General features: G+C 69.3%; 19 protein-coding genes and 1 pseudogene. 9 read left to right on the top strand and 11 right to left on the bottom strand.

Annotated elements, in window-relative coordinates; translation table 11 throughout:
* Nucleotides 1-270: 270 nt before the first annotated feature.
* The 3 genes from ACWEQO_RS29560 to thyX form a co-directional block, all read right to left on the bottom strand.
* Nucleotides 271-1956 carry a ribonuclease J gene (locus tag ACWEQO_RS29560; protein ID WP_361459965.1) on the bottom strand — a complete coding sequence of 562 codons (1686 nt, stop codon included), beginning with the start codon at nucleotides 1954-1956 and terminating at the stop codon, nucleotides 271-273.
* 158 nt (nucleotides 1957-2114) lie between these two features.
* Nucleotides 2115-3014, bottom strand: a complete 900-nt coding sequence (gene dapA, locus ACWEQO_RS29565; RefSeq protein ID WP_361459964.1) for a 4-hydroxy-tetrahydrodipicolinate synthase — start codon at nucleotides 3012-3014, stop codon at nucleotides 2115-2117.
* A 234-nt stretch (nucleotides 3015-3248) separates the two neighbouring features.
* Nucleotides 3249-4001, bottom strand: coding sequence for an FAD-dependent thymidylate synthase (gene thyX / locus ACWEQO_RS29570; protein ID WP_361459963.1), 753 nt, complete (start codon nucleotides 3999-4001; stop codon nucleotides 3249-3251).
* Between the two features lie 179 nt (nucleotides 4002-4180).
* Between thyX and ACWEQO_RS29575 the strand changes: the two genes are divergently transcribed.
* Both ACWEQO_RS29575 and ACWEQO_RS29580 read left to right on the top strand, forming a co-directional pair.
* The gene (locus ACWEQO_RS29575; protein WP_361459962.1) at nucleotides 4181-4420 is read left to right on the top strand and encodes a hypothetical protein; all 240 of its coding nucleotides are present in this window, start codon (nucleotides 4181-4183) and stop codon (nucleotides 4418-4420) included.
* Nucleotides 4421-4582: 162 nt separating this feature from the next.
* Nucleotides 4583-5137, top strand: coding sequence for a PH domain-containing protein (locus tag ACWEQO_RS29580; protein WP_361459961.1), 555 nt, complete (start codon nucleotides 4583-4585; stop codon nucleotides 5135-5137).
* 110 nt (nucleotides 5138-5247) lie between these two features.
* On the opposite strand, the gene ACWEQO_RS29585 is transcribed toward ACWEQO_RS29580, so the two are convergent.
* The 5 genes from ACWEQO_RS29585 to rpsO form a co-directional block, all read right to left on the bottom strand.
* On the bottom strand, nucleotides 5248-5691 hold the full coding sequence (locus tag ACWEQO_RS29585) for a tetratricopeptide repeat protein (protein ID WP_361459960.1): 444 nt from the start codon (nucleotides 5689-5691) through the stop codon (nucleotides 5248-5250).
* A 14-nt stretch (nucleotides 5692-5705) separates the two neighbouring features.
* Complete coding sequence (gene dapB, locus ACWEQO_RS29590) at nucleotides 5706-6458, bottom strand: 4-hydroxy-tetrahydrodipicolinate reductase (protein ID WP_361459959.1); 753 nt, start codon at nucleotides 6456-6458, stop codon at nucleotides 5706-5708.
* An 81-nt stretch (nucleotides 6459-6539) separates the two neighbouring features.
* The gene (locus ACWEQO_RS29595) at nucleotides 6540-7919 is read right to left on the bottom strand and encodes a M16 family metallopeptidase (protein WP_361459958.1); all 1380 of its coding nucleotides are present in this window, start codon (nucleotides 7917-7919) and stop codon (nucleotides 6540-6542) included.
* Nucleotides 7916-10129 carry a polyribonucleotide nucleotidyltransferase gene (locus ACWEQO_RS29600; protein WP_361459957.1) on the bottom strand — a complete coding sequence of 738 codons (2214 nt, stop codon included), beginning with the start codon at nucleotides 10127-10129 and terminating at the stop codon, nucleotides 7916-7918. The genes ACWEQO_RS29595 and ACWEQO_RS29600 overlap by 4 nt, the downstream gene beginning before the upstream one ends.
* A gap of 383 nt (nucleotides 10130-10512) precedes the next feature.
* Nucleotides 10513-10800, bottom strand: a complete 288-nt coding sequence (gene rpsO / locus ACWEQO_RS29605; RefSeq protein ID WP_109377366.1) for a 30S ribosomal protein S15 — start codon at nucleotides 10798-10800, stop codon at nucleotides 10513-10515.
* A 294-nt stretch (nucleotides 10801-11094) separates the two neighbouring features.
* On the opposite strand from rpsO, the gene ACWEQO_RS29610 reads away from it, so the two are divergent.
* Nucleotides 11095-11376, top strand: a complete 282-nt coding sequence (locus ACWEQO_RS29610; RefSeq protein WP_361459956.1) for a DUF397 domain-containing protein — start codon at nucleotides 11095-11097, stop codon at nucleotides 11374-11376.
* Between the two features lie 57 nt (nucleotides 11377-11433).
* On the opposite strand, the gene eccD is transcribed toward ACWEQO_RS29610, so the two are convergent.
* Nucleotides 11434-12939, bottom strand: a complete 1506-nt coding sequence (gene eccD, locus ACWEQO_RS29615; protein WP_452985894.1) for a type VII secretion integral membrane protein EccD — start codon at nucleotides 12937-12939, stop codon at nucleotides 11434-11436.
* A 338-nt stretch (nucleotides 12940-13277) separates the two neighbouring features.
* Here eccD and eccCa point away from each other — a divergent pair, with 338 nt between their 5' ends.
* On the top strand, nucleotides 13278-17255 hold the full coding sequence (gene eccCa, locus ACWEQO_RS29620; RefSeq protein WP_452985870.1) for a type VII secretion protein EccCa: 3978 nt from the start codon (nucleotides 13278-13280) through the stop codon (nucleotides 17253-17255).
* A 28-nt stretch (nucleotides 17256-17283) separates the two neighbouring features.
* Here eccCa and ACWEQO_RS29625 read toward each other — a convergent pair.
* Nucleotides 17284-17604 (bottom strand): annotated as a pseudogene (locus ACWEQO_RS29625) (ATP-binding protein); the annotation flags it as partial.
* Nucleotides 17605-17939: 335 nt separating this feature from the next.
* Nucleotides 17940-18359: a hypothetical protein gene (locus ACWEQO_RS29630; RefSeq protein WP_452985871.1), complete on the bottom strand. Its 420-nt coding sequence runs from the start codon at nucleotides 18357-18359 to the stop codon at nucleotides 17940-17942.
* A gap of 451 nt (nucleotides 18360-18810) precedes the next feature.
* On the opposite strand from ACWEQO_RS29630, the gene ACWEQO_RS29635 reads away from it, so the two are divergent.
* The 5 genes from ACWEQO_RS29635 to ACWEQO_RS29655 all read left to right on the top strand — a co-directional run bounded on the left by ACWEQO_RS29635 (nucleotide 18811) and on the right by ACWEQO_RS29655 (nucleotide 23296).
* Nucleotides 18811-19653, top strand: coding sequence for a helix-turn-helix domain-containing protein (locus ACWEQO_RS29635; RefSeq protein WP_361459951.1), 843 nt, complete (start codon nucleotides 18811-18813; stop codon nucleotides 19651-19653).
* Entirely contained in the window at nucleotides 19650-19856 is a 207-nt protein-coding gene (locus ACWEQO_RS29640; RefSeq protein ID WP_361459950.1) for a DUF397 domain-containing protein, read from the top strand. Before ACWEQO_RS29635 ends, ACWEQO_RS29640 begins: the two co-directional genes overlap by 4 nt.
* 346 nt (nucleotides 19857-20202) lie before the next feature.
* Entirely contained in the window at nucleotides 20203-20649 is a 447-nt protein-coding gene (locus ACWEQO_RS29645) for a hypothetical protein (protein ID WP_452985872.1), read from the top strand.
* Complete coding sequence (locus ACWEQO_RS29650; protein WP_452985873.1) at nucleotides 20649-22721, top strand: hypothetical protein; 2073 nt, start codon at nucleotides 20649-20651, stop codon at nucleotides 22719-22721. The genes ACWEQO_RS29645 and ACWEQO_RS29650 overlap by 1 nt, the downstream gene beginning before the upstream one ends.
* Nucleotides 22718-23296, top strand: a complete 579-nt coding sequence (locus tag ACWEQO_RS29655) for a hypothetical protein (protein WP_361459947.1) — start codon at nucleotides 22718-22720, stop codon at nucleotides 23294-23296. Before ACWEQO_RS29650 ends, ACWEQO_RS29655 begins: the two co-directional genes overlap by 4 nt.
* Nucleotides 23297-23362 lie beyond the last annotated feature (66 nt).

The following is a 23362-nucleotide window of genomic DNA, read 5'->3' on the forward strand; positions in this document are numbered from 1 at the left end:
TTCCGACTCTATCAGATCTTTCCGATCCGATTTCCTCGGGGTTTTCGCTTTCCGGGGGAACGTTTGGTGCGTTTCCCTTTCCGGCGGACCCGACTTTATCAGAAGTTCTGAGTCGGATTTTCTCGCCCCTCCACAGGAACTGGTTCCGACGCTCGAAGCGATCGGGTTCCCGGTCGGGGTGAGCCGTAAACGTACTGGAGCGGGGCGGCTCGATGCAAATCGAGGCCGCCCCGCTCCCAGTTCACTCGTGCGTGCTGCCCTGCGGGTCCGTCAGACCTCCACGACCACGGGAAGGATCATCGGCCGACGCCGGTACGTGTCGGAGACCCATTTGCCCAGCGTGCGGCGGATCAGCTGCTGCATCTGGTGCGGCTCGACGACGCCGTCCTGGGCCGAGCGCTCCAGGACTTCCGTGATCTTCGGCAGTACGGCGCTGAAGGCGGAGTCCTCGATACCGGAACCGCGGGCCTGGACGTGCGGGCCGCCGGTGATCTTCCCGGTGGACGAGTCGATCACCACGAAGAGCGAGATGATGCCCTCGTCGCCGAGGATCTTGCGGTCCTTCAGTGCGGGCTCGCCGACATCGCCGACGGAGAGGCCGTCGACGTAGACGTACCCGGCCTGGACCTTGCCGGAGATCTTCGCCCTGCCGTCGACCAGGTCGACGACGACCCCGTCCTCCGCGATGACGATGCGGTCGTGCGGGACACCGGTCAGGGCGCCCAGTTCGGCGTTGGCCCGCAGGTGGCGCCATTCGCCGTGCACCGGCATCAGGTTCTTCGGGCGGCAGATGTTGTAGAAGTACAGCAGTTCGCCGGCGGAGGCGTGGCCCGAGACGTGCACCTTGGCGTTGCCCTTGTGGACGACGTTGGCGCCCCAGCGGGTCAGGCCGTTGATGACCCGGTACACCGCGTTCTCGTTGCCGGGGATGAGCGACGACGCGAGGATCACCGTGTCGCCCTGGACGATGCGGATCTGGTGGTCGCGGTTGGCCATCCGGGACAGGGCGGCCATGGGTTCGCCCTGCGAGCCCGTGCACACCAGGACCACTTCGCTGTCCGGCAGGTCGTCCAGCGTCTTGACGTCGACGACCAGGCCCGGCGGGACCTTCAGGTAGCCGAGATCGCGGGCGATGCCCATGTTGCGGACCATGGAGCGGCCGACGAAGGCCACCCGGCGGCCGTACTCGTGCGCCGCGTCCAGGATCTGCTGGATGCGGTGGATGTGGCTGGCGAAGCTGGCCACGATGATCCGCTTGCGGGCGCCGGCGAAGACCTGCCGGAGGACGTTGGAGATTTCACGCTCGGGCGGGACGAAGCCCGGGACCTCGGCGTTCGTCGAGTCGGAGAGGAGGAGGTCGATGCCCTCCTCGCTGAGCCGGGCGAAGGCGTGCAGGTCCGTGAGGCGGCTGTCCAGCGGAAGCTGGTCCATTTTGAAGTCGCCGGTGTGGACCACCATGCCGGCGGGGGTGCGGATGGCCACGGCGAGCGCGTCGGGGATCGAGTGGTTGACCGCGACGAACTCGCAGTCGAACGGGCCGATGCGCTCGCGGTGCCCCTCGGCGACCTCCAGGGTGTAGGGGCGGATGCGGTGCTCCTGGAGCTTCGCCTCGATGAGGGCGAGGGTCAGCTTGGAGCCGATCAGCGGGATGTCCGGCTTCTCGCGGAGAAGGAACGGGACACCGCCGATGTGGTCCTCGTGGCCATGGGTGAGGACGATGCCCTCGATGTCGTCGAGGCGGTCCCGGATGGACGTGAAGTCCGGCAGGATCAGGTCGATCCCGGGCTGCTCCTCCTCGGGGAACAGCACTCCGCAGTCGACGATGAGCAGGCGGCCGCCGTACTCGAAGACCGTCATGTTGCGGCCGATCTCGCCGAGACCGCCGAGCGGGGTGACGCGCAGCCCGCTCGCGGGAAGCGGCGGGGGCGGACCGAGTTCAGGGTGCGGATGACTCAAAAGACTCTCCTCACCACACGCGCCACGTACCGGTGGGGCACGTGGCGCGCGTGACGTTCGTGCAGAAGCAGTTGTCGTTGTGGTGCGCGGGCACCGGTGGCCCGCCGCTTATTCAGTTGTGGAGTCGGGTTGCGCGAGCGGTCGCGCGAAGTCTGTTGTCAGAGCTGTACCCCGCCGGCGGCAAGATCGATCTTGAGCTGCTCGACCTCTTCCGGCGTGCACTCGGCCATGGGGGCGCGCAGCGGCCCGGCGGGCAGGCCCTGGAGCGTGAGCGCCGCCTTGGTGGTCATCACGCCCTGGGTGCGGAACATCCCCGTGTAGACGGGGAGCAGCCTCTGGTGGATCTCGGTGGCCTTCTGGACGTCTCCCGAGATGTACGACTCCACCAGGGAGCGCAGCTCGGGGGTGACGAGGTGGCCGACGACCGAGACGAAGCCGACCGCGCCCACGGAGAGCAGCGGCAGGTTCAGCATGTCGTCGCCGGAGTACCAGGCGAGGCGGGAGCGCGCGATGGCCCAGCTGGCGCGGCCGAGGTCGCCCTTGGCGTCCTTGTTGGCGACGATCCGCGGGTGCTCGGCCAGGCGGACGAGCGTCTCGGTGTTGATCGGGACGCCGCTGCGGCCGGGGATGTCGTAGAGCATGACCGGCAGCTCGGCGGCGTCGGCGACGGCCGTGAAGTGCCGGTAGAGGCCCTCCTGCGGGGGCTTGTTGTAGTACGGGGTGACGACCAGCAGGCCGTGTGCGCCAACGCGCTCCGCGGTGCGGGCCAGTTCGATGCTGTGGCGGGTGTCGTTGGTGCCGACCCCGGCCACCACGTGGGCGCGGTCTCCGACCGCCTCCAGGACCGCCCGTACGAGGTCCGCTTTCTCCGCGTCGCTGGTGGTGGGGGACTCGCCGGTGGTGCCGTTGATGATCAGGCCGTCGTTGCCTGCGTCCACCAGGTGGGTGGCGAGCCGTTGTGCGCCGTCGAGGTCGAGTGCGCCGTCCGCCGTGAAGGGCGTGACCATGGCGGTGAGGACCCGCCCGAAGGGGGTCTGCGGAGTGGAGGTCGGAGCCATGGGTTACACGCTACTCGCTGCTTGAGCCGGGGTCTGCCCTCGGGGAGGCGACAGGACGGGACAAAGATGGAGCCCGGCACTGCCTGCTCGGGGGTTCAGGCAGTGCCGGGCCCGTTCGATCAGGCTAAGCGAAATACCGCAAACGCCGCAATACGGACAACTCGCAGGGCTGATCGTCCATGCGCGATCAGCCCTGCGGGCACCCCGCGGACCGCGCCGGCCCGTCCGCACGGGCTACGGCGCCACGCGTCCGTTGGCGTTGAAGGCGGCGTGGGTGAGCGGCATGAGCCGGGCCCACTCGGCCTCCATCTTCTCGCCGACCATCTCGATCTCCCGCTGCGGGAAGGACGGGACCTTCGCCATCTCGTGCTGGGTGCGCAGGCCGAGGAAGTGCATCAGCGAGCGGGCGTTGCAGGTGGCGTACATCGAGGAGTACAGGCCGACCGGGAGCACCGCGCGGGCGACCTCGCGGGCCACGCCCTCGGCCAGCAGCTTCTGGTAGGCCTCGTAGGCATGGCGGTAGGAGTCGCCCAGCACGTCCTGGACGGTCTCGTGCTGGCCCGGGGTGCCTTCGACGAAGACGTACTTGCCCGGGCGCCCTTCCTGGACCAGCTTGCGCGACGCGTCGGGGACGTAGAAGACGGGCTGCAACTCACGGTAGCGCCCGGATTCCTCGTTGTAGGACCAGCCGACCCTGTGGCGCATGAACTCGCGGAACACGAAGATCGGCGCACTGATGAGGAACGTCAGGGAGTTGTGCTCGAACGGGCTGCCGTGCCGGTCCCGCATCAGGTAGTTGATCAGGCCCTTGGAGCGCTCCGGGTCCTTCTGCAGTTCCCCGATGGACTGCTCGCCGAGGGTCGAGACGCGGGCGGCGAACAGCACGTCCGAGTCCGAGGCGCTGGACTTCACCAGTTCGACGGTGACGTCACTCCGCAGGGTGACGCCATCGCGTGTTGACGGCTGGAGGTCGTCGGCGGAGGTCAAGAGAGCACTTCCCGTCACATCGCATCTGCAGTTCGGCGCCCACTCTACGGGGCGCCCTCCACGGCGGGCAGGGGGACCGTGCCGCGACGATTTTCCCCATCTGGGCACTTTTTGAGCGTGTCGCTCGTTTGTGTCGGTGAGAGTGATTCGTTCGAGACTCGATGGGAGAAGCACCACTGATGTTCGGTCGACGGGAATCCGTGCCGTTCGCCTTCATTGCCACTGCCGACAGGTTCCGCAGCAATGTCACGCCCCCGCCGCGCGAGCGGGCTTCCGCCGGTGAGCTGGCCGGACGCTGGCTGCTGGGCCTCTGCATCGTCGCCGGTCTGGTGGGGGCCCTGGTGCTCGGAATGCCCGCGCTGTCCATCGACCAGTCGGCCACGGGGACCGAGCAGTCACAGGCGTCCGACGGACGCTGATCCCGGAACCCGGACCGGGCGACGCCCCGCGCCAAACCGGGCGCGGGGCGTCGTCCGGGGCGAGGGCTCCGGCTCCAACCGGGCCCCGAGGGTGGTGAGGGGTAAGACGGATCGGTAGCCTCACCGAGCACAGCCCATGCATGGATCAAGTGAGGACCAGCCGTGCCCCTGCCCTTCTTGACGGCCGATCGCGCTTTCGACACGGCGGACGACGTCGCACTGCCGCACGACGACCGTGACCGCTGGCGGCGCCCGTACCGTCCGGGGCCGTGGCGGGTGGGAACGGCGGCCGTACTGCTGCTGCTCGCCTCGTTCGTGCTGTTCGCGGCGGTGATCATCGCCGCGACGGCCTCGGTGTCGTCGGCCGGTGTGGTCTTCGCCCTCGCCCTGGTCGTCATCGTCTGCGCGCTGCGTCTGCTGCGCATGGGCACGTGGGTGAGCGCCCACGGGCTGCGGCAGGTGGGGCTCTTCAGCACCCGTACGACGCCGTGGGCCCAGGTGGCCGCGGTGCGCACGGTGCAGCAGCCGGTGCGCTGGCTGGGACTGCCGCGGACGGTGCAGGGGCAGGCGCTGCTGCTGACCCGGCGGGGGCGGTCCCCGGAGACCCTGCCGCCACTGCTGACCTCGCACAACGCGGACTTCCTGGGACGGGACCCGGCCTTCGACCGGGCTGCCGACTCGGTGGAGGTCTGGGCCGACGAGTACCGGCGGGACTGATCCCGCCCGTCGGCACCGGACTGCACGTCGTCACGGGCCGGGGCCCGGCCCGCAGATGCGGACCGGGCCCCGGCCCTTTTGCGACTCTCTGTGGCTCTTCTGCCCCGCTCTCAGGGGGCTGCCTTGCGCAGGGCGATCGCCCGTTGCATCGCCTTGCGGGCGCGCGCGGTGTCGCGGGCGTCGTGGTAGGCGACGGCGAGCCGGAACCAGCTGCGCCAGTCGTCGGGGGCGTCCTCCGTCTCGGCCCTGCGCCGGGCGAAGACCTCGTCGGCCGAGTCCCGGTCGATACGGCCGCTGGGCAGACGCTTCAGGTCGTCCACGGGCAGGCCGCCCTCGGCGTCGAGTTCGGCGGCGAGGCGGTTGGCGTCGCGGACGAACTCGGTGTTCTTCCACAGGAACCACACGCCGATGACCGGCAGGACGAGCACCGCCACGCCGAGGGTGACGGTGAGGGGCGTGCCGGCCTGGATGAGCAGCACGCCGCGGCTGCCGACCAGGACGAAGTAGACGACCAGGACGGCGGCCGTGACGGCGTAGGAGATCTTCGCGCGCATGGGTCGGCTCGTGCTCAGTTCAGGTCGAGGAAGTGTTCCAGGCCGAAGGTCAGGCCGGGAGTGGTCACCACGCGGCGGACGCCGAGCAGGATGCCCGGCATGAAGCTGCTGTGGTGCAGGGAGTCGTGCCGGACGGTGAGGGTCTCGCCCTCGCCGCCGAGCAGGACCTCCTGGTGGGCCAGCAGGCCGCGCAGCCGGACGGCGTGCACCGGCACCCCGTCCACGTCGGCGCCGCGGGCGCCGTCCAGGGCGGTGACCGTGGCGTCCGGGGCGGGGGCGCTGCCGGCTCGGCGGCGGGCCTCGGCGATGAGCTGGGCGGTGCGGGTGGCGGTGCCGCTGGGGGCGTCCACCTTGTCGGGGTGGTGCAGTTCGACGACCTCGACGGACTCGAAGTACGGGGCGGCGATCTGCGCGAACTTCATGGTCAGCACGGCACCGATGGAGAAGTTCGGTGCGATGAGCACGCCCGTCTCCGGGAACTGCTCGAGCCAGCCCGTCAGCTGTGCGAGGCGGTCGTCGGTCCAGCCGGTGGTGCCGACGACCGCGTGGATGCCGTGGCGTACGCAGAAGTCCAGGTTGCCCATGACCGAGGCCGGGGTGGTCAGTTCGACGGCGACCTGGGCGCCGGTCTCGGCGAGGGTCTCCAGCCGGTCGTCCCGGCTGAGTGCGGCCACCAGTTCCATGTCGTCGGCGGCCTCGACGGCCCGTACCGCTTCGGACCCGATCCGGCCCTTGGCGCCGAGGACCGCCACGCGCAGCTTGCTCATCTTCCTTGCTTCCTTACCGGAGGGGTCGGGGAGGACCGGGGGACCGTGAAGGGTCGGGAGCCGTCGGGCCCGGTGGGCCCGCTAGGCGACGGTGTCGTGCAGCCGGGAGGCCTGTCTGTCCTTGAGCGGGCCGATGACCGACAGCGAGGGCCGCTGCCCCAGGATGTCGCGGGCGACCGCGCGGACGTCGTCCGGCGTGACCGAGGCTATCCGGGCCAGCATGTCGTCGACCGACATCTGCTCGCCCCAGCACAGTTCGCTCTTGCCGATACGGTTCATCAGCGCGCCGGTGTCCTCCAGACCGAGGACGGTGGAGCCCTGGAGCTGACCGATGGCGTTGCGTATCTCGTCGTCGGACAGGCTGTGTTCGGCGACCTGGTCGAGTTCGTCGCGGCAGATCTTCAGCACGTCGTGCACCTGGGAGGGCCTGCACCCGGCGTACACGCCGAACAGGCCGCAGTCGGCGAAGCCGGAGGTGTACGAGTACACGCTGTAGGCCAGGCCGCGCTTCTCCCGGACCTCCTGGAACAGACGGGAGGACATGCCGCCGCCCAGGGCGGTGTTGAGCACCCCGAGGGCCCACCGGCGCTCGTCGGTGCGGGACAGGCCCGGCATGCCGAGGATGACGTGTGCCTGCTCGGTGCTGCGGTCGATCAGTTCGACCCGGCCGGCGGTGCGCAGCGCGCGCCGTCCGCCGCGCGGGGCGATCGGCTCGGCCTCGAGGTCCCTGACGGCGCCGGCCTCCTCGAAGGCCGCGCGGACCTGGCGTACGACCTGGTCGTGGTCGATGTTGCCGGCGCAGGCGACCACCAGGTGGGTGGGGTCGTAGTGCTTCTTGTAGAAGCGGCGGATGCGGTCGGCGGTGAGGGCGTTGACCGTGTCGACCGTGCCGAGGACCGGGCGGCCCAGCGGGTTGTCGCCGAACATGGTGTGCGCGAACAGGTCGTGCACGCAGTCGCCGGGGTCGTCCTCGGTCATCGCGATCTCCTCGAGGATCGCGCCGCGCTCGACGTCGACGTCCTCCTCGAGGATGCGCGAGCCGGTCAGCATGTCGCAGACCACGTCGATGGCGAGCGGCAGGTCGGTGTCGAGCACACGCGCGTAGTAGCACGTGTACTCCTTGGCCGTGAAGGCGTTCATCTCGCCGCCGACGGCGTCGATGGCGGAGGAGATGTCCAGGGCGGACCTGCGGTGCGTGCCCTTGAAGAGCAGGTGCTCCAGGTAGTGGGTGGCGCCGTTCAGGGCCGGGGTCTCGTCACGGGAGCCGACGTGCGCCCAGATGCCGAAGGTCGCCGAGCGGACCGAGGGCAGGGTCTCGGTGACGATGCGCAGGCCCCAGGGGAGGGTGGTCTTGCGGACGGTGCCGATGCCGTTCTCGCCCTGGATGAGGGTTTGGGTACGGGCGACGGCCCGCGCCTCCGGAGAGGTGCGGGCCGTCGCCTCGGAGCCGTGGGACGTCACTGGTCGGCGTCGGCCTTCTTCTCGTCGTCCTCGCCCTCGATCACGGGGATGAGGGAGAGCTTGCCGCGGGAGTCGATCTCGGCGATCTCGACCTGGACCTTGGCGCCCACGCCGAGCACGTCCTCGACGTTCTCCACGCGCTTGCCGCCGGCCAGCTTGCGGATCTGCGAGATGTGCAGCAGACCGTCCTTGCCGGGCAGCAGGGAGACGAACGCGCCGAAGGTGGTCGTCTTCACGACCGTGCCCAGGTAGCGCTCGCCGACCTCGGGCATCGTCGGGTTGGCGATGCCGTTGATCGTGGTGCGGGCGGCCTCGGCGGCGGGGCCGTCGGCGGCACCGATGTAGATGGTGCCGTCGTCCTCGATGGTGATCTCGGCGCCGGTGTCCTCCTGGATCTGGTTGATCATCTTGCCCTTGGGGCCGATGACCTCACCGATCTTGTCGACCGGGATCTTCACGGTGATGATCCGCGGCGCGTTCGGGGACATCTCGTCCGGCGTGTCGATCGCTTCCATCATCACGTCGAGGATGTGGAGGCGGGCGTCACGGGCCTGCTTGAGGGCGGCGGCCAGGACGGAGGCCGGGATGCCGTCCAGCTTGGTGTCGAGCTGGAGGGCGGTCACGAACTCCTTGGTGCCGGCGACCTTGAAGTCCATGTCGCCGAAGGCGTCCTCCGCACCGAGGATGTCGGTGAGGGCGACGTAGTGCGTCTCGCCGTTGATCTCCTGGGAGATCAGGCCCATGGCGATACCGGCGACGGGGGCCTTGAGCGGCACACCGGCGTTCAGCAGCGACATGGTGGAGGCGCAGACCGAGCCCATGGACGTCGAGCCGTTGGAGCCGAGGGCCTCGGACACCTGACGGATCGCGTACGGGAACTCCTCGCGCGTCGGCAGCACCGGCACGATGGCGCGCTCGGCGAGGGCGCCGTGGCCGATCTCGCGGCGCTTGGGGGAGCCCACGCGGCCGGTCTCACCGACGGAGTAGGGCGGGAAGTTGTAGTTGTGCATGTAGCGCTTGCGGGTCACCGGGGAGAGGGTGTCCAGCTGCTGCTCCATGCGGAGCATGTTGAGGGTGGTGACGCCCAGGATCTGGGTCTCGCCACGCTCGAACAGCGCGGAGCCGTGCACCCGCGGGATGGCCTCGACCTCGGCGGCCAGGGTGCGGATGTCGGTGACCCCGCGGCCGTCGATGCGCTTCTTCTCCTTGATGATGCGCTCACGGACCAGGGACTTGGTCAGCGAGCGGTACGCGGCGGAGATCTCCTTCTCGCGGCCCTCGAACTCCGGCAGGAGCTTCTCGGCGGCGAGCTGCTTGACGCGGTCCAGCTCGGCCTCGCGCTCCTGCTTGCCGGCGATGGTGAGCGCCTGGGCGAGCTCGGGGCGGACGGCGCCGGTCAGCGCCTCCAGGACGTCGTCCTGGTGGTCCAGGAAGATCGGGAACTCACCGGTCGGCTTGGCGGCCTTCGCGGCGAGGTCGGCCTGTGCCTTGCAGAGGACCTTGATGAAGGGCTTCGCGGCCTCCAGGCCGGCCGCGACGATCTCCTCGGTGGGGGCCTCGGCACCGCCCTCGACCAGCTTGACGGTCTGCTCGGTGGCCTCGGCCTCGACCATCATGATCGCGACGTCGCCGTCCTCCAGGGCGCGGCCCGCGACGACCATGTCGAAGACGGCGTCCTCGAGCTCGGTGTGCGTCGGGAACGCCACCCACTGGCCGCGGATCAGCGCGACGCGGACGCCGCCGATCGGACCGGAGAAGGGCAGACCGGCCAGCTGCGTGGACGCGGAGGCGGCGTTGATCGCCACGACGTCGTACAGGTGGTCGGGGTTGAGCGCCATGACCGTGGCGACGACCTGGATCTCGTTGCGCAGGCCCTTCTTGAAGGACGGGCGCAGCGGGCGGTCGATGAGGCGGCAGGTGAGGATCGCGTCCTCGGAGGGGCGGCCTTCCCGGCGGAAGAAGGAGCCGGGGATCTTGCCGGCCGCGTACATCCGCTCCTCGACGTCCACCGTGAGGGGGAAGAAGTCGAGCTGGTCCTTCGGGTTCTTGGAGGCGGTGGTGGCCGACAGCACCATGGTGTCGTCGTCCAGGTACGCCACGGCGGAACCGGCGGCCTGACGGGCGAGGCGGCCCGTCTCGAAGCGGATGGTGCGGGTGCCGAAGGAGCCGTTGTCGATGACGGCCTCGGCGTAGTGGGTCTCGTTCTCCACCAGTGTTCTCTCCGTTACTTGTCGTCTTTGGTCCCTCCTCGCCCGTGTGGCGGGAGGGACGTGGTGGAGAAGCACGCCTTCTGGTGCGGGCCGGTCTTCGATCGAAGCTCCCGGGCTGACTCTCCCGGGGGCCACTACCGAGGACCGGCGGCGGCGAGGTGCGCTTCTCCTCGTACGTCATGACGTCCTGGGACGTCGGGGGTGGTGCCCGGGACGACGGTCACCTGGTGCGGTACCGGTCGTCACGGCGGTTCGGTGTTCTCGGTTCTCTGGCTTTTGGCCCTTGCGTTGCGCTACCACACTACAAAGAGGGGGTGACACTCCGCACGTACAGCAAAGGGAGCGGTCCCCTTTTCGCAGGGAACCGCTCCCGTCACAGCGTCTTACCGGGCGCCCGCCGCACCGCGGCGGATGCCGAGGCGGTCGACCAGCGCACGGAAGCGCTGGATGTCCTTCTTGGCGAGGTACTGCAGCAGCCGGCGGCGCTGACCGACCAGGATGAGCAGACCACGACGGGAGTGGTGGTCGTGCTTGTGGGTCTTGAGGTGCTCCGTCAGGTCGGAGATCCGACGCGACAGGAGGGCGACCTGGACCTCGGGGGAGCCGGTGTCGCCTTCCTTGGTGCGGAATTCGGAGATGATCTGGTTCTTCGTGGCGGCGTCGAGCGACACGCTTACTCCTCATGGTCTGTGAACGGCCACCGAGCGCCCCCGGTCTTCGTCTCGGGGGATCTTCCATGACTCGGAAGGCGGGATCCGCCGGACGCGGCCCATGGAGCGGGACTCCGAGGCGCGCACGCGGCACACATACGTCCGTCGCTCAGCGTACCAGCCGGTGACGGGCCCCTTTACCACGGTCCGCGGAACCGCCCAGGTGGGACGTGGGGTGCCACTAGGGTGAGCGCTCGTACCGGTCATCGGGCCGGCCATCGGACCATCCATACGTCGGGAAGGGGTCGCTGCGACATGGCGGAGACGGCTGAGGAGATCAGGGCACGCAAGGAGCGGGAGAAGGACGAGCTCTACGCCCTCGACATCTCCGGCGTCGAATGGCACAGCGCGCCGGGCACCGAGGAGCACGAGGAGCGGGTCGAGATCGCCTACCTGCCCGAGGGCGCGGTGGCCATGCGGTCCTCCCTCGACCCGGACACCGTGCTCCGCTACACGGAGGCGGAGTGGCGGGCGTTCGTGCTGGGTGCGCGGGACGGGGAGTTCGACCTGGAGCCTGCGGGTCCCGAGTCGGAGTGACCGCCGTACGCGTCCGGGGGCGCGCATTCGCGTGTGCGCGCCCCCGGACGTCGTGCGTCAACCGGTCATCGACCGCACCGTCGTGTACACGTCGAAGACGGCGAGCGCCAGCGGCACCAATGTCAGCAGGACGAAGCCCTCGGCGATCTCCAGGAAGCGGCCCCAGAAGGGCGTGAGCCCGCTGCGGGAGGCCACCAGACCGATCGCGGTGACCAGCGCCGACACCGCCGCGATGGCCGCGATCAGCCAGATCGTACGGATGTCGAGACCGGTCCGGTCCCCCGTCAGCGCCTCGCGGACCAGGGTGTCCGGCGGATTGAGCGCCAGACCGAGGCCGAGCGCGACCAGGGAACCGAGTCCCGCGGCCAGCAGGGTGGCGACCTGCGCGGTGTAGCGGAACAGCTGTGCGCGCATGAGCAGGGCGATTCCGGTGGCCAGGGCGAGCAGCAGCGCCCAGAGGCCGCCGGAGAAGCTGAGCACGAGGGCGGAGCCGGCCGCGAGCAGCGAGCAGCCGCCGACCAGGCCGACCAGGAGTTCGTGGCCGCGGCGGGCCTGGGCCTCGATGCGTTCGGCGTCCACCGGCTCGTGGGGTTCGGGATCGGTGCCGTAGGCGCGCGAGGTGGTGTGCGGCGCCTCGAAGCCGATGGGCAGCCGGGCGAAGCGCATGGACAGGCCCGGCAGGAAGGCCAGGGCGCCGACGGCGACGGGAGCGCACAGAGCGGCGATCTCGGCCGGTGTCCAGTCCCTCAGGAGCGCCACGAAGGTGGCGGCCAGGGCGAGGCCCGAGGCGGCCACGAAGGCCACGAACGGGCCGTCGCCCTGCGGGGAGACCAGGGCGAGGATCACCGAGGCCACCAGCACGGCCGCGCAGGCGAGCAGGAACTGGAGCTTTCCGACGCCCTGCCCCTCGGAGAGCGACAGCAGGCCGGAGCCGGCCACCCCCATGTTGGGGAGCGCGCCGAGACCCAGCGCGACGGCGGCGGCCCGGTCGTCGTAGACGCGGGCGCGGACACAGCCCAGTACGACGAGGAGGACACCGGCGATGCCCGCGAGGATGCCGGGCAGGCCGTGCATGTCGTGCCGCGGATCGGCGTTCCAGGCGACGAACGCGAGCAGGGCGGGCAGCACGCCGCCGCCGACGAGGCCCGCGGCGCGGGTGAGGTCGCCGTGCCACAGGGACCGGTCCCGGGTGACCGCGGAGGCGACCGCTTCGGAGACGTCGTCGACGACGGCGGGGGGAAGCGACTCGGCGAAGGGACGCAGGGTGAGGAGTTCGCCGTCGAGGATGCGCTGGGCCGCGAAGGAACGGGAACTGTCGAGGACGGTGCCGTCCCGCCGGACCAGGTGGTAGCCGACCGGGGCGCCCTCGGTGGCCGTCTGCCGGGAGAGCCTGAGGATCTCGGGGTAGACGTCGGCCACCGGTACGTCGTCGGGCAGCGCCACGTCGATCCGGCTGTCGGGCGCGACGATGGTGACCCGGCAGAAGCCGAGCCCCGGCAACGCCCCGGACGGGGCTGCCCGGCCGGGTCCGCCCGTACGGGTGGCCGCCGTGGAGGCCGTCATGCTCACGTGCTGCTCCCCCTCAGTGCTGCTGTGTCTGCGGTGTGGTGGTCCTGCGCCTCGTTCCCGGCGTCCGCCGCAGGACGGGGCTGTACGGGGTGGTACACGGAGCTGTACGGGGCGGACGGGAAACCGTCGGGCGGACCCTGGAGTCGCCATACCGCGCACATCACCCGGAATACCCGTGCATCCGGCGGATTCACGTGTGCTCACGGGAACATCCGGCACCCTACCGCCCGCCGGTGTGTGATGGGATCAGTAGGATCGCGCGGCGGCCCTCGTCCGCCAGACACGGGGTGGCGGGCGGCAATCCGGCGGGCCGGCAAGGGGATTGGTGAGCAGTGAGCCAGATCGTCGTCAAACGTCCGCCCAGGGCGCTGCCGCCGGAGGTTCCCACGGGCGAGGTGGTCGTGCAGCCGCCGCCCGAGTTGCCTCGGGGGCATCAGGAAAGCGTGCTGATGCAGCTGTTGCCGACACTCGGCATGGGCGGCTCGGTCGTCTTCTTCTTCACCAGCGGACAGCCGTTCATGCGCATCATGGGCATGGTGATGATCGCGTCGACGATCGCCATGTCGATCGCGATGGTGGTCCGCTTCCGCCGCGGTTCCCAGGGCCAGATCGCCGATCTGCGCCGTGACTACCTGAGTTACCTGTCGCGGACCCGACGGACCACCTTGGAGACGGCGAAGGCGCAGCGTGACGCCCAGTACTACCTCCATCCCTCCCCGGAGCAGCTGTGGGCGCTGGTCGCCGAGGGCAGCCGGGTGTGGGAACGGCGGCCGGGCGACGAGGACTTCGCCCAGGTCCGCATCGGCCTCGGTCCGCAGTCCCTGTCCACCCCGCTGGTCGCCCCCGAGACGGCCCCGGTCGATCAGCTGGAGCCGCTGACGGCGGGCGCGATGCAGCGGTTCGTCGCGGTCCACAGCACCTTGGAAGACCTGCCGATGGCGGTCTCCCTGCGCGCCTTCTACCACGTCGTACTCGGTGGCGAACCGGATTCCGTACGGTCCTCCGCCCGCGCCCTGACCGGTTCGCTGGCCTCGTTGCACTCCCCCGAGGACCTGATCGTCGCGATCGCGACGGGCCGGGAGGCGGCGCGGCACTGGGAGTGGGCCAAGTGGCTGCCGCACGCGCAGCTGCCCGGTGTCGCGGACGGCGCCGGCTCCCGCCGCCTGATCAGCGGCGATCCCCAGGAGCTCGAGGACCTCCTGGCCGCACGGCTGAGCGGCCGTCCCCGCTTCCACCCGAACGCCGCCCCCCTGCCGGACACCCCGCACCTCGTCGTCGTCCTCGACGGCGTGTCCCTCCCGCCGGACTCCATGCTGGCGAACCCCGAGGGGCTGCAGGGCGTGACGGTCGTCGAGGTGGTCGAGGGCGAGCCGACCGGTGCCCACGGTGACCTCTCCGTCCTCGTACGGCCGCGTTCGCTGCGCCTGGAGTCGGCGCACGGCCTCGTCTACGAGGGAACGCCCGACGTCCTGTCGTACGAGTCCGCGGAGGCGCTGGCCCGGCAGTTGGCGCCGCTGCGCATGGTCTCGGGCGGGGACGACGACGAACCGCTGCTGGCGAACCTGGAGTTCACGGATCTGCTGAACCTGGGCGACGCCGCCTCCGTCGACACCCGGCGCACCTGGCGGCCGCGGTCCCAGGCGGAACGGCTGCGGGTGCCGATCGGCGTCGGCGAGGACGGCCGCCCGGTGATGCTCGACATCAAGGAGGCGGCCCAGGAGGGCATGGGCCCGCACGGCCTGTGCGTGGGTGCCACGGGTTCCGGCAAGTCGGAACTGCTGCGCACGCTGGTGCTGGGGCTCGCGGTCACCCACTCCTCCGAGACCCTGAACTTCGTCCTCGCGGACTTCAAGGGCGGCGCGACCTTCGCGGGCATGGCGCAGATGCCGCACGTGGCGGCCGTGATCACCAACCTGGCGGACGACCTCACGCTCGTCGACCGCATGGGCGACTCCATTCGCGGCGAACTCAACCGCCGCCAGGAGATGCTGCGCGACGCGGGCAACTACGCCAACATCCACGACTACGAGAAGGCGCGCGCGGCGGGCGCGCCGCTCCAGCCCATCCCCTCGCTGCTGCTGGTCATCGACGAGTTCAGCGAACTGCTGACGGCGAAGCCGGACTTCATCGACATGTTCGTGCAGATCGGCCGCATCGGCCGGTCGCTGGGCGTGCACCTGCTGCTGGCCTCGCAGCGGCTGGAGGAGGGCCGGCTGCGCGGCCTGGAGACGTACCTGTCGTACCGCATCGGCCTGCGCACCTTCTCCGCCGCGGAGTCGCGGGCGGCGCTGGGTGTGCCGGACGCGTACGAACTGCCGAACGTGCCGGGTTCCGGCTTCCTGAAGTTCGGCACCGACGAGATGGTCCGCTTCAAGGCGGCGTACGTCTCCGGTGTCTACCGTTCCGGCGCGCAGGGCGCCGGGTCCGCGGACGGCCCGTTGCCGGTGGACCGGCGGCCGGTGCTGTTCACGGCGGCCGAGGTCCCGGTGCGGTACGCGCCGGTGCCGCGGCAGCGCACGGACTCGACGGACGGCGCCGGCGAGGTGGACGACGCGCTGGCGGACACCGTGCTGGACGTCGTCGTCCGCCGGCTGGAGGCCCAGGGGCCGGCGGCCCACCAGGTGTGGCTCCCGCCGCTGGACAGCCCGCCGTCGCTGGACGCGCTGCTGCCCGGCCTCACCGCCGTGGAGGGCCGGGGTCTCACCCGGCCCGGCTACGAGGGTGCCGGACGGCTCGTGGTCCCCGTCGGCATCGTCGACAAGCCGTACGAGCAGCGCCGTGACCCGCTGTGGGTGGACTTCTCGGGCGCCGCGGGCCACATGCAGGTCCTGGGCGGTCCGCAGTCCGGCAAGTCGACGCTGCTGCGCTCACTGATCTGCTCCTTCGCGCTCACCCACACTCCCCACGAAGTGCAGTTCTACGGACTGGACTTCGGCGGTGGCGGCATGGCCGCGGTGGCCGGGCTGCCGCACGTCGGCGGTATCGCCTCGCGACTGGACCCGGAGAAGGTGCGGCGTACGGTGGCGGAGGTCTACGGCATCCTGGCCCGCCGCGAGGAGTACTTCCGGGCCTCGGGCATCTCCTCCATCGCCGAGTTCCGCACCCGGCGGGCCCGCGGCGACATCTCGGTCACCGACCAGCCGTGGGGCGACGTCTTCCTGGTCGTCGACGGCTGGGCCAGCTTCCGCACCGAGTACGAGGCGCTGGACCCGGTGATCCTCGACATCGCCGCCCGCGGCCTCGGCTACGGCGTCCATCTGGTCCTGTCGGCCTCCCGCTCGATGGAGGTGCGCTCCGCGCTCAAGGACAGCCTGCTGAACCGGCTGGAGCTGCGGCTCGGCGACACGATGGACTCCGAACTGGACCGCAAGGTGGCCGCGAACGTCCCCACCGGGGTGCCCGGCCGCGGTCTGTCCCCGCAGAAGCTGCACTTCATGGCGGCGGTGCCGCGCATCGACGGCCTGACCTCCGACACGGACCTGGCGGACGCCACCGCCGCGCTGTCGGCCGAGGTCTCCCGGCACTGGCAGGCCCCGGGCGCGCCCCAGGTCCGTCTCCTGCCGCGTGAGTTCCCGGTGGAACAGCTGCCCCCGGGCGACCGTTTCCCGGAGCGCGGCATCGCCTTCGCGCTCGACGAGGACAACCTGGAACCCGTCTTCGTCGACTTCGACCAGGACCCGTTCTTCCTCGTCTTCGGCGAGAGCGAGTCCGGCAAGTCGAACCTGCTCCGCCTGTTGATCAAGCAGTTGACGACGCGTTATCCCGGCGACGAGTGCAAGCTGTTCGTCGTGGACAACCGGCGCTCCCTGCTGGGCGTCACGCCGGACTCCCACCTCGCCGAGTACATCCCGATGTCCAACGCCATGGAACACCACATGGCGGCCCTGGCCGATCTGATGAAGCGCCGTACTCCCACCGCCGACGTGACCGCACGGCAGCTCCGGGAGCGCAGTTGGTGGCAGGGGCCGACGGTGTACGTGGTCATCGACGACTTCGACCTCGTCTCCACGTCGAGCGGCAACCCGCTCAGCGGTCTGACGGAACTGCTGCCGTTCGCCCGGGACGTGGGCGTGCGCTTCATCATCGCGCGCTCGACGGCCGGCGCGAGCCGCGCCTCGTACGAGGCCTTCATGCAGCGCATCAAGGAGCTGGGGGCCCAGGGCGTCGTGCTGGCGGGCGACCCGACCGAGGGCGACGTCCTGGGCGGCGTCCGGCCGCGGCCGATGCCCACGGGACGGGGTGTCTTCGTGTCCCGGCGTCGGGGAAGGCCGCTGGTGCAGACGGGACTGGTGGCGGAGGAGATCCTCTGAGGTTCACCGGCAGGGGAGCGGTGCAGGGGACGACGGCCCAGACGGTCTTGCCCGGGCCTCCCGACCGTTCGGTGACACCCCACTCCCCGGCCAGCGCCTCGACCAGAGCCAGCCCACGCCCACTGTCGAGGTCGAGCCGCTCGCCCTGTGGCATGACCGGACGTCGTTCCCCCCGCGCGTCACTCACCTCGACCCGTACGAGCCCGCCGCCGGGTTCGTACGTCAGCCGCAGCTCGGCGTCCCGGCCGGGGACCCGGCCGTGGGTGACGGCGTTCGCGGCCAGCTCCGCGACGACCAGCTCGACGGCGTCGTGGGCCGGGCTGCCGTAGGGCCACCCCCAGGCGTCCATCTGCTGGGAGGCTAGGCGCCGGGCGAGCCGGGCGCCGCGTGGGGTGGCGGAGAAGCGGAGGATGAAGGCCCTCTGCTCGGCAAAGGGGAGGGTGGAAGCTGCGGGTCGCTGCCGCTGGGGGAACTCGTCATGCCCCCAAAGATCTCGTGGCAGCAGCCCGTTCACCAGGCCCGACGCCCCCACGGCAGCGCTCTGTAAGGACGCCGGACGATGGCGTCGGACGTGTCGGGGCGGCTCGCGGAACCTGGTGGTGGACCTCGCGGTGGTCGCCCACGGTCAGGGCCCACACGATGAGCTGCCCATCCTCGACGGTGCGGTCTCGATGCCCCCGGGCGTCACCGCGCGCGGGCGGCCCGCGCCTCGCGCTCGTCGGCGATCCGGTCCAGTTCGCGCATCGCCTCGGCGTGGGCGCTCATCCGCCGGCTGACGCTGCCGCTGGTGAACAGGACCGCTCCGGCCACGGACACCGGCACGGACAGTCCCAGCACGGCCACGGCCTCCGGCCAGTCACGCTCGTTCTGACAGTGGTCGCCGCGGATCAGGCCCCTGTTGGCCGTGCCGCGCTCCGTCAGCAGCCGCGACTCGCATTCCACGGGGTACCGGTCATCGGGCTCGCGGTCCACCTCGTACGGGGTGAGGAGCAGCAGCGCGCACCAGGTCCACAGCAGCCCGGCCACGACCAGCAGACCGATGCCCCAGGCTCGGGTCCGGCCGGCCCGGTGACGGAAGTCGAGGTCGTACTCACTTGATCGCACGACGGGTAAACCTATCAACGGCTTCCACTGTCCTAGCCAGGACGTTCTCTCGGTTCCCCGGCATGGGGCTTGACCAGGACCTCGCCACCCTCGGCCTGTAGCAACCGCGAGTTGGTGGCTCGGACGGACCCACGGGATGCCGCATGGTCAGCAGCCCGTCGACCACTGCGGCAACCTTCTTCGCCTCCTTCCACAACCAGGGAAGGGCTTTGAGCTTGGCGTCGTTCGGCGCTTCAGGGCCCCGGTGAGCGGCTGCAATCGTCACGGGGGCCGGCTTACGTCGACAACGCCACACACAGCATCTGCACGTGAACACTTTGAGTGAATATGATTTTCACGTGGGACATTCACCCTCAGGGATCAATACGCGTCCTCCTGCCCTCGATCGGCACCCGCCCGCCCTACGCTGCGAAAACAGTACAGTTGGCCGGTCAAGAGGAGGTGCGGAGCGATGGACACGGGCGCGGACTCCGGAGCGGGCGGAGCGGAACCGGACTCGAGCACCGACTTCCTGCGCTGCTTCGGCCGCCAGATGAAGCTCCTACGCGAGGCCGTCGGCCTCACCCAGACCCAGCTGGGGAGCCAGGTCGGCTACGGCGAGGCTCAGATCGCGGCAGTGGAGCAGGGGCGGCGCATCCCGAAGCCCGAGCTGATCGACGCCGTGGACCGGGCGGTGGACGCGCGGGGTGTGCTGATGGCCATGAAGGAAGAGGTGGCGAAGGCTCGGTATCCAGGGTTCTTCCGGCGGTACGCGGAGCTGGAGGCCGAGGCCGTCGAGCTGCATGCCTACATCAACCACGCCGTCAAGGGTCTTCTGCAGACTGAGGAGTACGCGCGGGCGGTGTTCCAGATGTGGCGGCCACTCCTGGACGAAGAAGCGATCGAGCAGGGTGTGGCAGCACGCTTGGAACGACAGAAGCTGTTCGCCCGGCGTCCTGCCCCACTTCTGAGCTTCGTCTTTGAAGAGCAGGCACTCAGACGGCCCTTGGGCGGTCGCGAGGTCTGGCGCGGCCAGCTGGAACAGCTCCTGGTCTTCGGGCATCAGCGCAACGTCGAGATGCAGGTCATGCCCATGGAACGCGATGAACATGCCGGGTTGGCAGGGCCGTTCACGTTGATCCACTCAAAGAAACAGCGCAGGATGGCGTACATGGAAGTGCAGGACGTGAGCGCTCTGTACGCGGAACCGAAGAAGGTCAGCCCGCTCGAAGCGACGTACGGTGTTCTTCGGGCACAAGCATTGACTCCGAAGGAGTCGCTGACCTTCATCGAGAAGCTGTTGGGGGATCTATGAAGACAGGCAGCCCCGCGCCGGCCGCGACTGAACTGCGGTGGTTCAAGAGCAGCTACAGCGCGGGCAACGGCGGCGACTGCGTCGAGGTCGCGGACGCCGGTACGGCCGTGCTGGTCCGCGACTCCAAGCGGCCCGACGATGCGGTTCTCACTGTCGGTTCCGACCAGTGGACGGCGTTCGTACGGATGGCAGCGCGCGATTGACCTGAAGAGGAGGGGCGGTCGGAAGCCAGGGCTTGGCTTCCGACCGCCCCTCTTTCATGAGCGCAAGGCGGGCTGCCCTATCGCTCCTCGGCATACTTTCCTCACTCCTACCGGACCGATGCCGCGGCCTCAGTGAGGACATCGGCCCGGGGCGCGCCCACGGCCACGGTTTCCGAACGCCGGTCCTGTGGAGCACTGGTGTGCGACCAGGGGCAGTTCAGTCGTAGTGTTGCGTCCACCGGAGCGGGCTGATCCATTTGGTACGTCCTTGCGGTACAGATCACAGCACAACGCAAGCTGGCGAACACTGAAGGTGTGCCGGTCATCAACGGGGAGGGACTCCGGCATGGTCTGGGAGGAATGGGAACAGCTGAAGCGTGAGGTGGCGGAACGCTCGGCCACGGGCATGCAGTTGAATCAGCTTCCCGCTGACGGAGGCGGCGCCGCACCGGCCGGTGACCTAGTAGCGAATCAGCAGGACCTCGCCTCCATCGGCGACAAGGCGTTCGACCTCTGGGACTCCCTCGGCAACCACGGCCGTGATGCCTGGTCCAGCAGCCAGTCCGCAGCCACCGACCTCAAGAGCCAGGGGTTCAGCCTGGGCGGTGGCCTCCATCACGTCCAGGAGCGTTGGGAGGAACAACTGACATCGCTCCTCGACGCTTGCGCGCATATCTCCAACCACCTGGACTTCACCAAGAAGATCCATCGGGGAGACGAGCACTACATCTCGGGCATGCTGAGCAGCATCTCGACCCTCGATGAAGGATTCAGTGAGGAGGCGGGCCGCTGATGGACCTGGAGACGCTGCGGTTCGGTCGTTTCACGACGCTGGACACCGCCATCGCGGACTGGTCCGGGGTGGTCAGCCACCTGGAGAAGTTGGAGAAGGACGCACGCGAGGGCCTCAAGAGCGCGGCTGCCAAGGCCAACTGGGCTGGTGTGAACGCCGCGGTGTCGCGTGAGTTCATCGCCAAGACCGCAGGTGAGTTCGCCGACGCCCACACTGAGGCCACCAGCATCCACAACATCCTCAAGGACACCCGCGACGAACTCGCCGGCTACCGGGATCAGCTCAACGACGCGATCTCGGACGGGCTGAAGAAGAACCTGACGGTGATGGACACCGGCAACGGGTCCTTCACCGTCACCATGAACATTCACCCCGACCGGGCCGCCAAGGGCACTTCCGTGCCCGACCACAGTCAGCAGGATGTGAACCGCCTCAGGGACGAGGTCCAGCGCATCCTGAAAGCGGCCACCGAGAGCGACAACTCGGCCGACCAGGCGCTGCGGGCCCTGGTCGACCAAGTCGAGTACGGCTTCTCTGGTGCCTCCTACGAGGACCGGGACTCCGCCGCCCGGGCCCTGCGGGAAAAGGAAGCCGAAAGGCTTGCGAACCTCATCAAGGACAAGGGCGACTCGATGTCGCCCGCGGAGTTCGACCAGCTCACCCGCGCTCTGGCCACGCACCGCAACGACCCTTTCTTTCAGGAGAAGTTCGCCACGACGCTCGGCCCGCGGGGAACGCTGGACTTCTGGGCAGATCTGTCCGACCCCTCCGACGGCGGCGATCTGCAACGGTCACGCCACGACCAGCTGGGCGACCTGCAGAAGAACCTCGGCCTCGTGCTGGCCGGTGCCACCCGTTCCGATTCTCCCGCAATGCGCCAGTGGGAGGAGCAGATGGTCCAGCTCGGCGACGACCGTATCCAGACCCGCGGGACTCAGGTGTACGGCTTCCAGCTGATGAGCAACCTCATGCGTACCGGGGACTACGACGACACGTTCCTGAACAAGTACGGCAACGCGTTGGTGGAAACCGAGAAGAAGATGCGGCTGCCGGACCGTTACTGGAATGGTGGTTTGCCGCCGATGCCGAAGATGAACTTCATCGGAGAGGACTTCGGCCGGGACCCGATGACGGGCTTCATGACCGCGTTGTCCGACAGTCCCGATGCCGCCACGGACTTCTTCAACACCACCAAGCCGCAGGACAACGCCCAGTGGGTGCTCAAGGACCGACCGGTCTTCGATGACACACCCCTCGACGACGGCGACAGCAATCAGTCCCGCGAGGCGACCGGCAAGGCACTGCTGGCCGCAGCCACCGGAGTCAACCCCAACGACCCGAACGCCGTGCCTGTGGAGCACACCGCGGACAACCGCCGCGTCCTCGACCGGTCTCTGAAGTACCTCTCCGAGGCCGGCGACGAAATGCCGTCCGAGTTCCGCGACGACATGGCCACCATCCTGGGGAACTGGGGCGACGAAGTCCACCACACAGCCAGTTCCCTTGCGGATGACCCGGACGACCCTCGGCAGCTGGATCGTCAGCAGCTGCTGGAAGTGACCAAGCAGGTATCCCGCGACCAGAACGCCTACGGCATCCTCAACGAGGGTCTCAACCGTGAGATGATCCGCGATTTCTACCACGACCACCCCAGCGACCCGAAGGAGACCCTCCTGCGAGCCGGACACACCGTCGGCTTCCTGGAGGAGGCCCGCTACCAGGCACTCAAGACGGACGAGGACGACCCGTCCTGGGACGCCAAGTGGCTGTACCACGGCTTCGGTGGCGCGGCGAATTTCATCCCCGTGGCCGGTGACGCCGTTCAGCGCGGCATCGACGCGCTCGCCTACCAATGGCAGTTGGACGAGCAGGAGCGCATCAACGAGGAGACAGCCCAACAGAACAGCAAGACTTTCAAAGGCCGGGAGAACCAGCTGCAGCAACTGGCCGACGTATGGAGGGACGCCAATCCCGACCACCAAGGCAACACTCGCTACACCCTCACGACCGAGATCAACACAGCCGCGTTCGACGGGAACACCCGCGCCCGAGGGCTGGCAGGAGACCAGTGACCAAGTACACCTCCTCACCACAGGAGCGGCTGCACCGGCCGAGCGGACACGCGCTCGGCACCGCGGTCCTCACCGCTCTCCTCACTCTCACCTTGGCTGGCTGCTCGGGAACCGGTCGTGACTACTCGGTGCCCCGCGACCTGTGCGGGGTGACCGTGGACCCCGATCTGATCTCCCCGTTCCTGCCCGACGGCAAGAAACTCACCCAACGCTCCTACGACAACGGCGTCGTCAGCCCACGGTGCCGCGTATCCGTGGATAAGCATCTCATCGTGTACATTTCCGACGATGTGGTCCCGGCAGACGTCGACCCCATCCAGGTACAGGCCCGCGGACTTCTGCGGCTCGGCAATCCCTCCCCCGTGGATGTAGGCGATGCGGCGCGCATCGCAGATCGCGGAGCCACTGCTGTGGCCGACTGCACGCGAGAAGGCGAGCCGATGCGCTTCGTCACCACGATCGAACTCGAGAAGGAGATCCCCGAAGAGACCTCGAAGCGCAGGTCCGACCTGACACAACTCCTGCGCGCCTACCTCCCGAAAGCGATGGCAGCCGTGAACTGCAACGAAGCCTGAGAGCTCGTAACACTTGCGGCCCCAGACGACATTGAGAAAACGGAACATGGCACACGTACGACATCG

The sequence above is a fragment of the Streptomyces sp. NPDC004051 genome, from assembly GCF_053604275.1.